Source organism: Pseudomonadota bacterium, from assembly GCA_036339585.1.
GTDB lineage: Bacteria > Pseudomonadota > Alphaproteobacteria > UBA8366 > UBA8366 > UBA8366.
On record JAYZAS010000023.1, the window covers coordinates 43,431 to 57,240 of the forward strand.

General features: G+C 44.0%; 13 protein-coding genes. 9 read left to right on the forward strand and 4 right to left on the reverse strand.

The genetic code is table 11. The features are described 5' to 3' along the window. Positions 1 to 13 precede the first annotated feature (13 nt). The gene (locus VX941_12590; protein ID MEE2934243.1) at positions 14 to 1,207 is read right to left on the reverse strand and encodes a CaiB/BaiF CoA-transferase family protein; all 1,194 of its coding nucleotides are present in this window, start codon (positions 1,205 to 1,207) and stop codon (positions 14 to 16) included. A gap of 243 nt (positions 1,208 to 1,450) precedes the next feature. Here VX941_12590 and VX941_12595 point away from each other — a divergent pair, with 243 nt between their 5' ends. The 4 genes from VX941_12595 (at position 1,451) to VX941_12610 (ending at position 4,869) form a co-directional block, all read left to right on the forward strand. Beyond that, complete coding sequence (locus VX941_12595; protein ID MEE2934244.1) at positions 1,451 to 2,380, forward strand: hypothetical protein; 930 nt, start codon at positions 1,451 to 1,453, stop codon at positions 2,378 to 2,380. A gap of 146 nt (positions 2,381 to 2,526) precedes the next feature. Beyond that, positions 2,527 to 3,402, forward strand: a complete 876-nt coding sequence (locus VX941_12600) for a TauD/TfdA family dioxygenase (GenBank protein ID MEE2934245.1) — start codon at positions 2,527 to 2,529, stop codon at positions 3,400 to 3,402. Positions 3,403 to 3,479: 77 nt separating this feature from the next. Further along, positions 3,480 to 4,079 (forward strand): hypothetical protein, encoded by a 600-nt coding sequence (locus VX941_12605; protein MEE2934246.1) that lies wholly within the window; start codon positions 3,480 to 3,482, stop codon positions 4,077 to 4,079. 40 nt (positions 4,080 to 4,119) lie between these two features. Further along, positions 4,120 to 4,869, forward strand: coding sequence for an SDR family oxidoreductase (locus VX941_12610; protein MEE2934247.1), 750 nt, complete (start codon positions 4,120 to 4,122; stop codon positions 4,867 to 4,869). Between the two features lie 186 nt (positions 4,870 to 5,055). On the opposite strand, the gene VX941_12615 is transcribed toward VX941_12610, so the two are convergent. Continuing rightward, entirely contained in the window at positions 5,056 to 6,657 is a 1,602-nt protein-coding gene (locus tag VX941_12615; GenBank protein MEE2934248.1) for a GMC family oxidoreductase N-terminal domain-containing protein, read from the reverse strand. Positions 6,658 to 6,830: 173 nt separating this feature from the next. On the opposite strand from VX941_12615, the gene VX941_12620 reads away from it, so the two are divergent. From VX941_12620 to VX941_12635, 4 genes are read left to right on the forward strand one after another with little or no spacing between them, the layout of a single operon-like run. Then, complete coding sequence (locus tag VX941_12620) at positions 6,831 to 7,259, forward strand: FHA domain-containing protein (GenBank protein ID MEE2934249.1); 429 nt, start codon at positions 6,831 to 6,833, stop codon at positions 7,257 to 7,259. Continuing rightward, positions 7,259 to 8,029: a MotA/TolQ/ExbB proton channel family protein gene (locus VX941_12625; GenBank protein MEE2934250.1), complete on the forward strand. Its 771-nt coding sequence runs from the start codon at positions 7,259 to 7,261 to the stop codon at positions 8,027 to 8,029. The genes VX941_12620 and VX941_12625 overlap by 1 nt, the downstream gene beginning before the upstream one ends. Positions 8,030 to 8,055: 26 nt before the next feature. Then, a complete protein-coding gene (locus VX941_12630) occupies positions 8,056 to 9,009 on the forward strand; it encodes a hypothetical protein (GenBank protein MEE2934251.1) in 954 nt (317 codons plus the stop codon). A 34-nt stretch (positions 9,010 to 9,043) separates the two neighbouring features. After that, on the forward strand, positions 9,044 to 10,357 hold the full coding sequence (locus tag VX941_12635; GenBank protein MEE2934252.1) for an FHA domain-containing protein: 1,314 nt from the start codon (positions 9,044 to 9,046) through the stop codon (positions 10,355 to 10,357). Between the two features lie 73 nt (positions 10,358 to 10,430). Here the strand turns inward: VX941_12635 and VX941_12640 are convergent, their stop codons facing one another. Both VX941_12640 and VX941_12645 read right to left on the reverse strand, forming a co-directional pair. Beyond that, complete coding sequence (locus VX941_12640) at positions 10,431 to 11,492, reverse strand: alcohol dehydrogenase catalytic domain-containing protein (GenBank protein ID MEE2934253.1); 1,062 nt, start codon at positions 11,490 to 11,492, stop codon at positions 10,431 to 10,433. After that, positions 11,489 to 12,535 carry an alcohol dehydrogenase catalytic domain-containing protein gene (locus tag VX941_12645; GenBank protein MEE2934254.1) on the reverse strand — a complete coding sequence of 349 codons (1,047 nt, stop codon included), beginning with the start codon at positions 12,533 to 12,535 and terminating at the stop codon, positions 11,489 to 11,491. The genes VX941_12640 and VX941_12645 overlap by 4 nt, the downstream gene beginning before the upstream one ends. Before the next feature lie 112 nt (positions 12,536 to 12,647). Here VX941_12645 and VX941_12650 point away from each other — a divergent pair, with 112 nt between their 5' ends. Continuing rightward, positions 12,648 to 13,742, forward strand: a complete 1,095-nt coding sequence (locus VX941_12650) for a mandelate racemase/muconate lactonizing enzyme family protein (protein MEE2934255.1) — start codon at positions 12,648 to 12,650, stop codon at positions 13,740 to 13,742. Positions 13,743 to 13,810 lie beyond the last annotated feature (68 nt).

Here is a 13,810-nt window from a genome sequence, read left to right on the forward strand (position 1 = left end):
TGGGCATTCCTGACTAAATTACATTTCGTTTTTTTAAATCAGTTATAACCACATTATCGTATCCCAATTCTCTAAGAATCTGTTCTGTATGCTCGCCGAGTTCGGGCGTGGGCAGTCGTACGGTATCACCAACATTTGTTCGACTCATCTCCAATGGTGTTCGAACAACCGGAAACTCACCAGAAGCATTAGCCATTGGCCATGCCATCTTAAGGTGCTTTACTTGTGGATCGTTAAAAACCTCCCCCATATCGTAGATGGGACCACAGGGCACACCAACATCTTGCATCATTTCAACCCAATACTCAGAAGACTGTGTCGCAGTAACCTTTGAGATTTCTGCATTGAGTTCCGCACGGTTACTCGAACGCCCCTCATAAGTGTCGAAGCGAGTGTCTTGGTACAACTTAGATAAACCAACTGCATCACAAAACCTTCGAAAAAGGACTTCGCCGGCCGCCGCAATATTTATGTGACCGTCAGCTGTGGGAAATACTCCAGTAGGAACCCCTGTGGGATGGTCATTACCAGCCTGCTTTGGAACCTCGCCATCTTTGAGAAATCTAGCAGCTTGAAAGTCCATCATAGCAATAATGGCCTGTAAAAGTGACGTCTGAACCCACTGCCCTTTCCCCGAGGCCTCGCGCTCAAACAATGCAGCCGCAAGCCCAAATCCCAAAAACATTCCAGATGTTAAGTCACAAATGGGAATGCCTACACGAACGGGACCTTGCCCCGGCAAACCAGTGACAGACATTAAACCACCCATACCCTGTAATATCTGGTCGACACCAGGACGGTTGTCATAAGGACCATCCTGCCCAAAACCAGAAAGGCTGCCATAGATAATACGCGGATTAATATCTGCACAGCTCTTATAATCCACACCAAGCCGATTTTTTGTTTGTGACCGGAAATTTTCCACGATCACATCTGAACGTTTAACAAGATCGAAAAAAATCTTTTTACCTTCTGCAGATTTAAGATTAATCGTCAGACTTTTTTTATTGCGATGAAGATTTTGCAAATCAAACCCATTGCGGGCCCCCAAAATGCTTCCTTTATCTGTGCTCGTGGCTGCTGGCTGCTCAATTTTAATTGTATCTGCACCCCAATCGGATAACAGACGCACAGCCGTTGGCCCGGCACGCGCGTGTGTAAGATCCAATACTTTAACCCCACTGAATGGTAATTTTTGATCCGGCACGAATGATCCTCCAATTAGAAACTCGACTCGTATACGTATCCTCTAAATTCTATCCCATAGCAAGATAGCGCAAGGTCAGTCGATAATATTGCCACCATAAATTAAGAATTTTTTCTTGCTTTGTGACTGTATCGATGATGACTTTGCAGATCATCGAATAACGGCTATTTTTATATTGAAATTTTTTCCAACAAAAAGTTGCTAGAGCTATATGAATGTCACAAACGCGATACGGGTAATTTTATGAATGTAACTCATCCATCAGACGCAGCAATTCAACAAAAATTAAAGTTTGCATGGCACACCTTCCAAATGTTGTGCTCAGTTGTCGTTATTACTACCACTTGCAGCGTTTCGAGCGCCGTTGGTTTTAATCTTGAAAATTCTTCCAATCTTCCATGGGCCACGGCATCCAAGTCTAACCATGTATTCCCCTCTGAGACGCAATCTTTTAAATTAGCGCAATCCACTTCATCAGAAAATGTTTTGAGAGCGCTTGATTTGTTTCTTGGCCTAATACAACGAAAGAGTAATCTGAATCCTCTGCCCAGTAGCAGGTGCAGCAATACGCTTAACACAGAGGGATTGTTGCAACGTTCATGGATTAATGAAGCCAAGCAATTTTTACGCGGTAGGCAAAATTTATTTTACTATTTTAACAAATCGACGAATAGATTTGTTTTCAGACATGAAGGCCAAAATTACGCACTTAATCCTCGACGCATAACCGAAGCGGATGCTAGAGATGCACAAAAACTCCTATATAGATTAGATCAGCTAATTAGTTTAGATTTTCGACGAACATATTATAAAAGTAACGCCGATTTATTGGTGTACCTAATTTGCGTGCCAGATGCGCATTATGGAGAAGTTATCGACGACTCTAGCGGTACTAAGCAGATTATGTTTTTAAACGAATGCGCAGAGGGAGCCGGCAAACATAATCGGATGGACTACAAATTTCTTCACGAAATGGGCCATGTGTTGGGTTTGGAACATCCATTTGATGGTGATGACGGAGATTGTCTTTTCACAACTGCAAAGTTTTCTTCGGATAGCGCCCATTTAGGACAGACCCTGATGGCCTACAGAGAGCCTCCTTTCGGAACGATTCCGGGCTTTTATACTTCATTAGACATTAGAGCTTTAATCGAAGCTTGGGGGCCTGAATAGGTTGTCAGCATTATAAGACGCATAACCCAAACTGAATTTCGCATAAATTTTTTTACCGTTTAAACAAAATGGCTTCAGTTATTCTCAAACCTTCTTCCTTGAATGCGGTTCTAAGTTTAAAATGCTCGTACAAGGAAGGGTAAGTCATGGCAATTAAAATTGAGCCTACCGGAAAAGCGTTGGGAGCTATGGTAAGCGGCATTGATCTGTCGGAAGATATATCTTTGGAAGACCAAGAGGTAATATTTTCTGGGTGGATCGAGCATATGGTCCTAGTTTTCCGAAACCAAACATTACAGTTTGACGATCTGCTTAGATTGCGGCACGTTTTTGGGCCCGCAGGGAAAACAGCGAACCAGCTTCTGGGCCTGGGTCGCAAAACGTATTACAGCGATGAAGTACCGGACGATATTACGATTATCTCAAATATTACCGATGCTAACGGACATCCAAAGGGGTCATTGGGAAACGGTGAAGCTTTTTGGCATACTGATAGCTCCTTCACTGAGGAACCCATTTCTGCGAGCTTACTCCACGCAGTAGAGGTGAGCGATCAAGGCGGACAAACGTCTTTTCTCAATATGTATATGGCCTACGAAACACTGCCGGAGGAACTGCGCAAGGTTGTGGACGGCTCATATTCAAACCATTCGAAAAGCCACAGTTCGGATGGCACTCCACGCCAGGCCTATGGGGAAATAACAGATGTTTCCAAAGCTCCGGGCGTTAGGCATCCATTGGTCCGCCTACACCCGGTTACTAGAAAGAAATGCCTGTTTCTCGGTAGACGCTTAAACTCTTTCATATTTGATTATACTGTAAAAGAAAGCGAGGAATTGTTGGACAAAATCTGGTCACACTCATGTGACCCAAAGTTTATTTGGGAGCACGAATGGGCAGTCGGCGATTTGCTTGTATGGGACAATCGGTGCACAATGCACCATCGAAAACCATTCCCCGCACACGAAAGACGCCTTATGCATAAATCAATAACTGCCGGCGAATCTGTCATACCAGGCTAGACGGATCGTTTTGTATAAGCGTTCAAAAAATATTCATAACAACATAGAAAATTTTTGCACATGGACCGGGGATACACATGAGTGACGCTATTTGGATGTTGCTATACGACGTAATGCCAGAAAACGAAACAAAATATCTTTCATGGTTCCACAAAACGCATATCCCGGAAAAACTTGCCCGACCAGGCTATAAGTGGGCAGGTCATTACAAAAACGGAACGCGTTATGCTGCATTTTTTGGCGGCACCAATAGTAGAGTTTTTTTCGATCCTAATCCCACTCAATTAAAACTTCAGCAAGACGATTTAACACGCCAAATGATCGCATTACGAAATAAACCATTGAGCTTAATTTTTTGTCACGAATGGAGTTGCGAAGGTACCGCGATCACAAAACGGCCAGGTCACGCATGTGAAATTTTAATCGGAAACGCAGAACAAGATGAAATGTATAACACTTGGCTAACCCAAAACTTCCTACCCGCCTTTAGCATTGCAAATGGCGCAGTGCGAGCAAGAAAACTACTCTGCACATCCGGCCCAGTAAGGCATGGCCTTGTGACTCAATTCGACACATTGCAATCTCTAAAAGCCTTTGACATCACCTGTCCTTGCCCCCTTTCTAGCACACTTTATTCCTCTCTCACTGCCAAACGCCTCTGGCCTGAGTCAAGCTAAGGTTGTAAGCTGGGAGTATTTTTTGGTTGAGAGGTTAGTGATGGAAAACGAAAGACGGACCGCTTTAATTACAGGTTCTGGACAAATGATAGGACGGGGAATTGCACTTCGGTTAGCCGAAGCGGGTTTTAATATCATTTTGAACGGGTCCAAGAATAAAGGTGCTTGTGAGGCGGTGGCAAAGGAATTGGCTGCATTTGGTGTCGATACACTTATTGCTATGGGTAATGTGGGCATAAAAGAGGATACGAGCCAAATAATAAAGGCAGGCATAGATAAGTTTGGCTCTATAGATGTTCTCGTAAACAATGCTGCAATACGGCCTCATACCGCGTTTCTAGACGTCACCGATGCCGAGTGGGATGAAGTCCATAATATAAATCTTAAGGGGCCACTCTGGATGATTAAAGCCTGCTTACCTGGCATGATGGAAAGAAAATGGGGCCGCATAATTAATTTCACTGGCATGATGGCTCAGCAGGGTTATCAGGGTGCGGCTGCAGTTGCATCATCTAAGCATGCAAATTGGGGGTTGATAAAATCGTTGTCCGACGAATTTGGCAAATACGGCATAACAGCAAATATAATATCGCCAGGGACTTTTCCTGGAGATGATTTCGATGTCGAAACGGATGAACGTCGTAAAAAGTTACGAGATGAAAATCCGTTACGCCGCCTTGGGCGAACAACTGAAATAGGTGGTCTAATAGCCTACCTATGCTCCGAAGATGGAGCGTTTATGAATGGCCAGATGCTGCAAATAAATGGCGGGGTCGTAGTTCAGTTTTAAGAGAAAATTTTTAATTGGTGACTATAGCCACATCAGCGACAAGGGCGGCCTTAACACTCCTGAGTGTTCGAAAACAGGGGAAGTTTCTTTTTAAGGGCATGCGGTTTATTCATACTTTGCCAAGAAGGTGGCCGCGCCGTGATGTGAACAAAGTTTAACTTCCGACACCGTTATGAGAGTAGTTTGCTACTTTTTAGCATCCGCCAAAATCATAGCCGCCCCTTTTTCACCAATCATAATAGCGGGAGCGTTTGTATTACCCGATGTGACGCTTGGCATTATAGATGCGTCTACCACTCTTAAACCCTCAACGCCCCGCACTTTTAAGCACGGATCCACAACCGACATCGTATCGTTACCCATCTTGCAAGTGCCCACCGGATGATAAATTGTGACACCCCTCGCCTTGGCAAACTCGACGCAATCTTCAACTGTTTGTACAGGTTTACCAGGTATATCCTCACCAAGGGAGTGTTGGCGGAGCGCATCTTGTTCAAAAATTTTCTGCCCTTGTTTGATGCCCGATAACATCACTTGGATATCGTCATCAACACCGAGATAATTTGGGCGTATAACGGCTTTCTTGAATGGGTCGGGAGATCCCGCCATAACGGTACCTCTGCTTTGTGGACGAACGGGACATATAGAAAGTGTCATTCCGGGCGATTTATCTAACTTTCCTACAATTTTTATTGAAGAACTGGCAGGAGCGAATAGCAACTGCAGATCAGGACTAGCTAACCCTTCACGACTATCGCAAAAAACCATCGCGCTAGTAACACCAAATGTTAATGCACCATCCCCGCGAATTATGTATTTTAATACCTCTGGAAGCACACGAATAGAATCTGCGATTTGATTTAAGGTCAAAGCTTCCTTTACTTTATGCACTAGGCGTACAACAAAATGATCGCTGAGGTTCTCGCCAACCCCGGCACAGTCATGCAGCACTTCAATACCAAGGCTACGCAGGTGCCGTGCTGGTCCAATACCGGAAAGCTGAAGAATGTGAGGGGAGTTGATCGATCCACCACAACAAATTACCTCTTTATTTGCCCGTATCTCCATATCTTTATTGCCAACTTGGTATGAGACACCCACACATTTCTTCTCATCAAAGATTAATTTTTTCACATAAGCTTCTGTAATAATTTGTAAATTTTTTCTGTTCTTGGCTGCCTTTAAAAAACTTTGTGATGTGGAAGCTCTGAAGCGGTTATCGCGAGTATTTTGGGAATATGTCACTCCCGCTTGCCGCCTTCCATTGTAGTCTTCGTTGAAAATATGTCCCGCTTGTTGCGATGCTTCTACAAATTTATGTGTTAGTGGAAGTATATTTTTGTAGGGTTCAACTGCAAGCAAACCGCCTTTAGAACGAAATTCATTTTCTCCATTCCCCCTAAAATCCTCAGATTTTTTGAAAAATGGTAGAACATCCTCAAAACTCCAGCCGGTGCAGCCCGCCTGAGCCCAAGTGTCGTAATCATTTGAGTTGCCTCTGACATACAACATTCCATTTATCGAACTTGATCCACCCAAAACCTTACCGCGAGGCCAATAGACTTTCCGACCTCCCGTCATTTCCTCTGGCTCTGTTTCATAATTCCAGTTTAATACCGGATGATGTTGCAAGGAACGTAGCCCGGCTGGAATATGAATCATCGGATGGTTGTCTTTTGGTCCTGCTTCTAACAGTGCAACAGTGGCTTTGGTTTCTGTCAAGCGGCTGGCAACAACGCAGCCAGCAGACCCTGCTCCGACGATAACATAGTCAGCAACTCTGATCATAGCCCCCCCCAATGAAGTCATTTTCTCCACATAATACATAAAGTAGAGGTAAAAGCGCTAGATGACCAATAAAAGCATCATTAAAAGCGCCATGTAGTTGTGAGTAGTGATTATGCTATTAGAAAATGATGCTATAAATACGTATCAACAACTTTATCTTTGGATTACCGGATATGTCCCCATACCTTACCTTTACTATTGGCTCCGCAATGAACTGCGATGTTCATTTAAATCATTCTAGTGTTTCTGACATTCATGCTGAGCTTGTTGTGTCATCTAGTGGAAAACTATTCTTGACAGATAGAGCGAGCGAGGCGGGCAGTTTCAAAAAAGAAAAGCAAAAGTGGGTCAACTTCAAGCAAACTTACGTAGGTAAAAATACCGAAATTCGGTTTGGTAAATACAAAACCAAAGGTCAATCAGTGTTAGCCATGATTGCGCCCAATGGGATATGTGCTAAATTCGAGGAATACGAAAATTCTATTCTTACTTCTTTATCGCCTAGCAACAAAAATCACTACGACCCAAAAAATAACCTTCCCACCGGTCAAGTGAGGCGCTCTATTCATACCGGAGAAATTATTTCAGCGAAGGAGAAATAATGCGAAAGCTAGATCTTGAGAGAGATAGCGAAACCCGTATCATCGGGGCATTAATAGGCGTTTTTTTCTCGATTGCATTGCTATTGGTATTTCATTTTTTGCTCGAAGGGATTGCAGAACGTCTGCTAATTGACCGAAATTTCGCGACCTACCCTTTTACGGTTCAAAATGTCATGTGGGTTGTTTTTGCAATAGGCTTTTCGGAGCTTTGGGTGCGGCATACTGTCAGCAATCGAGAAATGAGTGTCCTGCGACGGCAGTTCCTACCAGAGGACCGGGAAACAGTGCTTAGATCAGAAGATTTAGGCCACTACTATCAGCTCTCCATCCGCGATGAGGCTACCCAAGACTGCTTCCTTACACGTCTCATTGCAAGAGTGATACTTCAGTTTCAATCAAGTCGCTCGGTTGACCAATCGAATGCATTATTAAATTCTAGCATTGAGCTATACCACCACGAGGTCGATCTCCGTTATAATATGTTGAGGTATATAGTATGGCTCATTCCAACATTGGGCTTTTTAGGTACTGTTATTGGCATTGCCATCGCGCTAGAGGGAATTGCTAATATGCGGCCAGATGATGCAACGCTATTACGAGTTTTAACGACCAAACTTGGTACCGCTTTTTTTACCACATTACTTGCATTAGCAATGTCAGGAATACTCGTATTCCTGATGCATATTGTACAAGGCCGTGAGGAACGGGCTTTAAACCTCTCTGGTCAATATTGTCTCGATAACCTTATAAATCGTCTATACGAACGGTAATCCATAATTGGCAACAGGAAATTCTGATGAAACGCCGAAGCCGCGAAGTCGTCATTTTCAGTATGTCCGCACTAGACTTGTTTGCATCTGCCCTTGGAGCATTCATTTTGGTGACAATTGTCTTGCTTCCATATTATCTAAAGCATGACGATGTTGTGCGAGACAACAACAAAATGCGCGAAAAAATTGTCGAATTAGAACAAACCGTCTCGACATCAGTAAGCAAGACAAAACTCGAAGAGGCACAAAAACAAATTGACCAACTTCAAGAAAAAATACAAACGAGTGATAATCTAAGTGAAAGGCTGCGTGCTGCAGAAGACCGAGCAAGGAAAGCGGAGAAAAAAATTGCAGCTGCCCAATCCTCAGCGAACAAAGTAAAGGCTGATCTAAATGAAGCTCGAAAGGAAGCCAAACGTCGAGTAAAGTTTGCACTTCTTGGTCTAGCTACCAACGCCCAAAGTTTCGTAGTTGTCATGGATATGTCTGGCAGTATGAAAAAATTTAGAAATATCACACTTCAAACAATGCAGAAGATACTCGAGCCCATGAGCGAAAAGGAAAAGCTTGGAATCATTGGTTTTCATGCGCCGGGCACTAAAGCATTTTATACCATTCAGTTGCCGCGTTGGCCGAACCAAGGGACAGCGCCAATGTTAAACCAAAATAAGGGAATTGCTATGAATTTTGTCCGTAATATGATGGGGCGAGTTGATGGCGGTACTCCAACAATGGATGGATTAATGGCAGCACTGCAATATAATGTTGATGCGATTATTCTAATGACCGATGGACAACCAACGGTGCCAAATCGTAATTGGCGACAGGTCATTCAAAATATTACCCGACGTAATGGTGGGCGAAAAGAAATTCACACCGTAGCCATAGGTAATTTTTATGAGCGCCCCACTTTTGTCACCTTTTTAAGCCAATTAGCTATGGCTAATAGAGGTAAATTTACCGGAGTTGCCCTGCCATGACGTTTCTTTCACTATTACGCCAAGAGAGAGCACCATGAGTGATCATTTTTTTTTCGAAATCAAAACCAGTGCTCTTGAAAATAATGGTGTTGTTATTGGCTCTGATAAGGAGCTTTGCGATTATGTTGCAAATGCCCCCAAAATTTCGCGTCGTCATGCACGTCTAACAGTGAGTGGAGCTGAGTTTTTAATCGAAGATTTGAATAGTGAATCTGCCATAGTTGTTAATGGACGACAACTTAAACCCTTTTGCCCAACGCAAATTGCCCCTCAGACAGTTGTAAAGATTGGTGAAACAGAAATAGAATTAAAAATTATTCCCGACAAAGATTCGCTTGACTTGTCTTTGACAGCAGCTGGGGCACCACTACGACATTCGCAGAAGTCGAGGTTGGGTGTTCTGGCAATGGTGATCCTTTTTGGAGTGCTTTCGATCGGGGTCGTTGCCGGAACGGGGTTTGGTTATCAGTACTATCAAGCATGGAAGACTGAGGAAGGAATTTGGCTGAGAGCACTTAATTCAAACCAAATCAGTGATTTTACATCATATATCAGCGCTTATCCGGAAGGTCGGTATCGAGAGGATGCCATTCGAGCAATAGAGCGGGTTCAACTTGAGAAGAAGAAAGCAGAACTTGCAGCAGATAATGCAACATTCGAATTGTCTAAAGAGGTCAACACTATATTTGCATTTAAAACCTACATTCGCTTGTATCCAAAGGGCACTCATATAGAGCCGGCAAAGTCTGCACTCGCACGTTTGCAAATCGAAAAAACAAGCGAAGAAAAAGCGGCCGCTGAGAGAGCTGCGTGGGCTATAGCAAGCAAAGCTAATACCCGTGCCTCTTATGAAAAGTACCTAAAAGACTTTCCCGGAGGCCCTAATTCCGATAATGCCAAGACAGCCATTAAGTCAATCACAGAAGCAGAGGCCGAACGTAAAAGTCGTTTAGCAAAAGCCGAAGCAAAACGACAAAAAATGCTACAAATTAAAAGCGCCTTCGAAAACGCCCGCAAAGAAGATACTGTTGCTGCCTATCGGATGTTTTTGAGGCAATATCCCGGCAGTGGCAAAGAGGCAGATTGCCGTAATTTTATAGGGTTCTTATATGCAAACGGGAAAAGCGTTGCCAAAGACGCCGCCGAAGGAATTAGATGGTTTCAAGAAGCCGCTGAATTAGGACATACCGAGGCCATGATGAACCTTGCATATCATTATCGCTATGGTCTTGGTGTTCAAAAAAATACGAGCACTGCAGCACAGTGGTATAAAAAGGCTGACGCAGCAAAACACCCCTACGCTAAGCTACACCTCAATGATTTAAAAAAAGAAATGGGAACTCCATAAGCGCTCCATTACAATTAAGTAGGATTATGAGCACGAATTTTATAGGCTAGCCGTATCAGAGACGCTGGCTTGTTCATGATTCTGCGCTAATTACAACTTTCAATGCCTCTTTGGCCATCATCATTCTCAGTGCTTTTTCTGCATGCTCGATCGGCATTTTTGCACTTAATAACAAATCGACAGGAAATCTTGATTGAGCTAATAGGTCCAGCGCCCTACGCACAGTGTCTGGCCGGTGGTGATAAACACCTTTCACAGTAATTTCACTATAATGCAAGAGATGAGCGTCCAAAGACACCTTTGTTTCAGGCTTGCAACCGCCAAATAAATTAACTATTCCTCCTGGCCTCACTGTAGACACGGCGTCCTCCCAAACGGCAGGCTGACCTGTTGCATCAATAGCTATCCAGGTTCCTTCCTTATTTTGGCACAGTGATTTTAGCACTCCAGCTTGACCACCGTCGCGCTTTATCTGAATAACTTTCTTAGCGCCCATTGCCTTCCCAACATCAAGCCGAGACCGATTAGGGTCAGCTAGAATTACACTAAAGCCTAAATCAGCTAATACCCCGACAAAGAGAAGTCCGATAGGGCCACCCCCATATACTGCAATCTCAGTTCCTACCTCATAATTTTCTAAGTTACATGCATCGATACCATGAAGTACGCATGCAAGAGGTTCGGTTAGCGCAGCTCGAGAGAAATTTAGTTCATTAGGAATTTTATGGGTGCTTCGTGCCACGAAGCGCTCAGGAATAAGCAAATACTCTGCATAGGCTCCGTTGAGATACTGAAGATCACGACATAAATTTTCACGATGCATATTGCAGTAATCGCAGTTAAGGCAGGGTGAAGAATTTGCAACTACTACGGCATCCCCTTCCAAAAATTTTTGTACGCCTTTCCCAACAGCTTGAACTCGTCCTGACACCTCATGCCCAAATAATGTAGGGGCATGAAGCATTCGCGCGTGTCCCCCTTGGCGAAATACCTTTACATCGGTCCCGCAAGTGGTTGCTGCTTCAACAGAAATCAATAATTCCCCCGTACTTGGCGGAACAACTGGAACCTCCCTTATTTCGATTTGTTCCGGCCCTATGAGCATTGCAGCAGTCATATTTTTCGGTAAAGTCATAGAAAGCCTAATGATGCCTTTGATGGTGTAAACAAAACTTTTAACGCTCTACGATTGCGCACAAGGGACACTCCCTTTTCAAAATCATCTAATGGCATTGTATGCGTAACTAATAAAGATGGGTCAAGTCGACCACACTTGATTAAGTTAAAAATTTCAGATTGCTCAGCAAGAGCACCAGAATATGTACCGACAATGCGGCGCTCGAACTTAAAAACGTTATTAAGATCAATTTTTGCGTGTTCCCCATTTGATGCATGAGCAAAAAGCACCACCGTCCCGCCATGGCGTGTTAATTCTATAGATGAACCCATCACCAACGAACCGCCGACTGTATCGAAAACAGCATCGGCATTAATGTTCTGAGCAAAAATATTAGCCTTTTCCGGACTTAAAACCTCATGCGCACCCATTTTTTTAGCAAAAACCCGCCTTTCAGATACAGGGTCAATAATTATTACTCTGGTCTCTGGCATCTCAGCTCTTAATACCAACAAGTGTAATAATCCCATGGGCCCAGCACCCTGAACCACAACAAGATCGCCGCTGCTAATCCCTGAACGGCGTATACTTCTTAAAACGCAGGCAGCGGGTTCTAAGAAGACTGCGGCCCTGTCCGATATCTCATCACTAAGAATATAGGCAGCAGATGTAACTGCAGGCTCGCCTATCACCATCGTGTCAGCAAACCCGCCTGGAGCAATAAGATTTTCACGAAACACTTCACACATTGTCTCATTACCCTTTTTGCAAAAGGAGCAATTACCGCAAGACACGTGATGAGGAACAACAATACGGTCACCGACAGCAAAATGCTGAACACCTTTGCCTAACGACAGGACATCACCAACAACTTCATGTCCGAGAACAGAACCAGGCTGCTCATTTCCAGCTGAAAGCTTATAAAGATCCGTTCCGCACAAACCAACAACTCGCAGCCGCAATAGTAATTCTCCAAAGTCAGGCGACTGTTCTGGTCTCGGTTCGAGACGCGTTGCTGAACCTCCGGCACAAGCAACTACGTTATTAGAAGAAATTATCATAAATAGAGCACTAACTGTTTACACAAGGTATCAACTTTGCTTCCAGCACGATTGCAAGGATTACACTTTAGCATCACACTGCGTATATGTAAGGAAATTAGGGAACACAAGAATGAAAATTGTAAACTATGAAGTAACCGTTCTAAATGTGCCTGAAGATGACCCGCTGGCTAACATGCCCGAAGAGCGAGGACGCACTAGGCCCGTTGTTGCATTAAAACTTAGGACTGATGATGGAATAGAAGGCATAGGCATAACTTTCTATGGCGGCAGATTGACCGCAACTCTCAAAAAAGCGGTTGAAGAGCTTGCTGAAATGACAATTGGTGAAGACCCGGCAATGATTGAACACATTGCAAAAAAATTTCGCTCGTCAACAGGCGACCCCTTCGGATCATCGGGTATTTTCACCCTCGCGCACTCGGCTATTGATATAGCTCTTTGGGATATAAAGGGCAAATCGGTCAACATGCCATTATGGAAGTTGTTGGGTGGGTATCGTAAACAAGTTCCAACATACGCATCAGGATCTCTCCGACGCGGTCTTACCGACGATCAAGCGCAGGAGGCCGCTGCAACACTCATTTCAAAGGGCTTTAGAGCAATGAAAACTCAGATGGCACTTCCGGGGGTGCCCTCTCCAAAAGATGAAATCCGTCGAATTCAGGTAATTCGCGATGTAATCGGCCCGGAAATAAAATTAATGTGCGACATCAATCAACTATGGCGACCGGAACAAGCAATCGATATTGGCAGCCAAGCTGAGGAAGTGGGCCTCTTCTGGCTTGAAGACGTAACACGCGCGGATGATTATGATGGGTTAGCGCGAGTCACAGCGGCACTGAAGACGCCTATTGCTGGCGGCGAATATCTTTACGGTACTGTACCTTTTCACCTCATGATCCAAAAACATTCTGTTGACATAGTCATGGTTGATATTATCCGTGTTGGCGGCGTAAGTCAGTGGATGAAAGTTGCCGCAATGGCTGATGTAGCTAATTTGCCTATTGTTAGCCATGTAATGCCAGAAATATTAGGGCATGTAGTTGCAGCATGCCCCAATGGGCTTACGGTCGAATATATGCCGTGGATGTTGGATCTCTATGAAGAAACGCCCAAAATTAAGGATGGATATTTACAATTAACTGAAGAACCAGGTTTAGGGTTGCAGTTTGACGAAAAAGCATTGGCAATATTCGCTGCTTAACGGCTACTTTCTTGTGAGGATCACTTTTTAACATGCAATGCAGCATCTTACCGGAGATTGATCCGCAA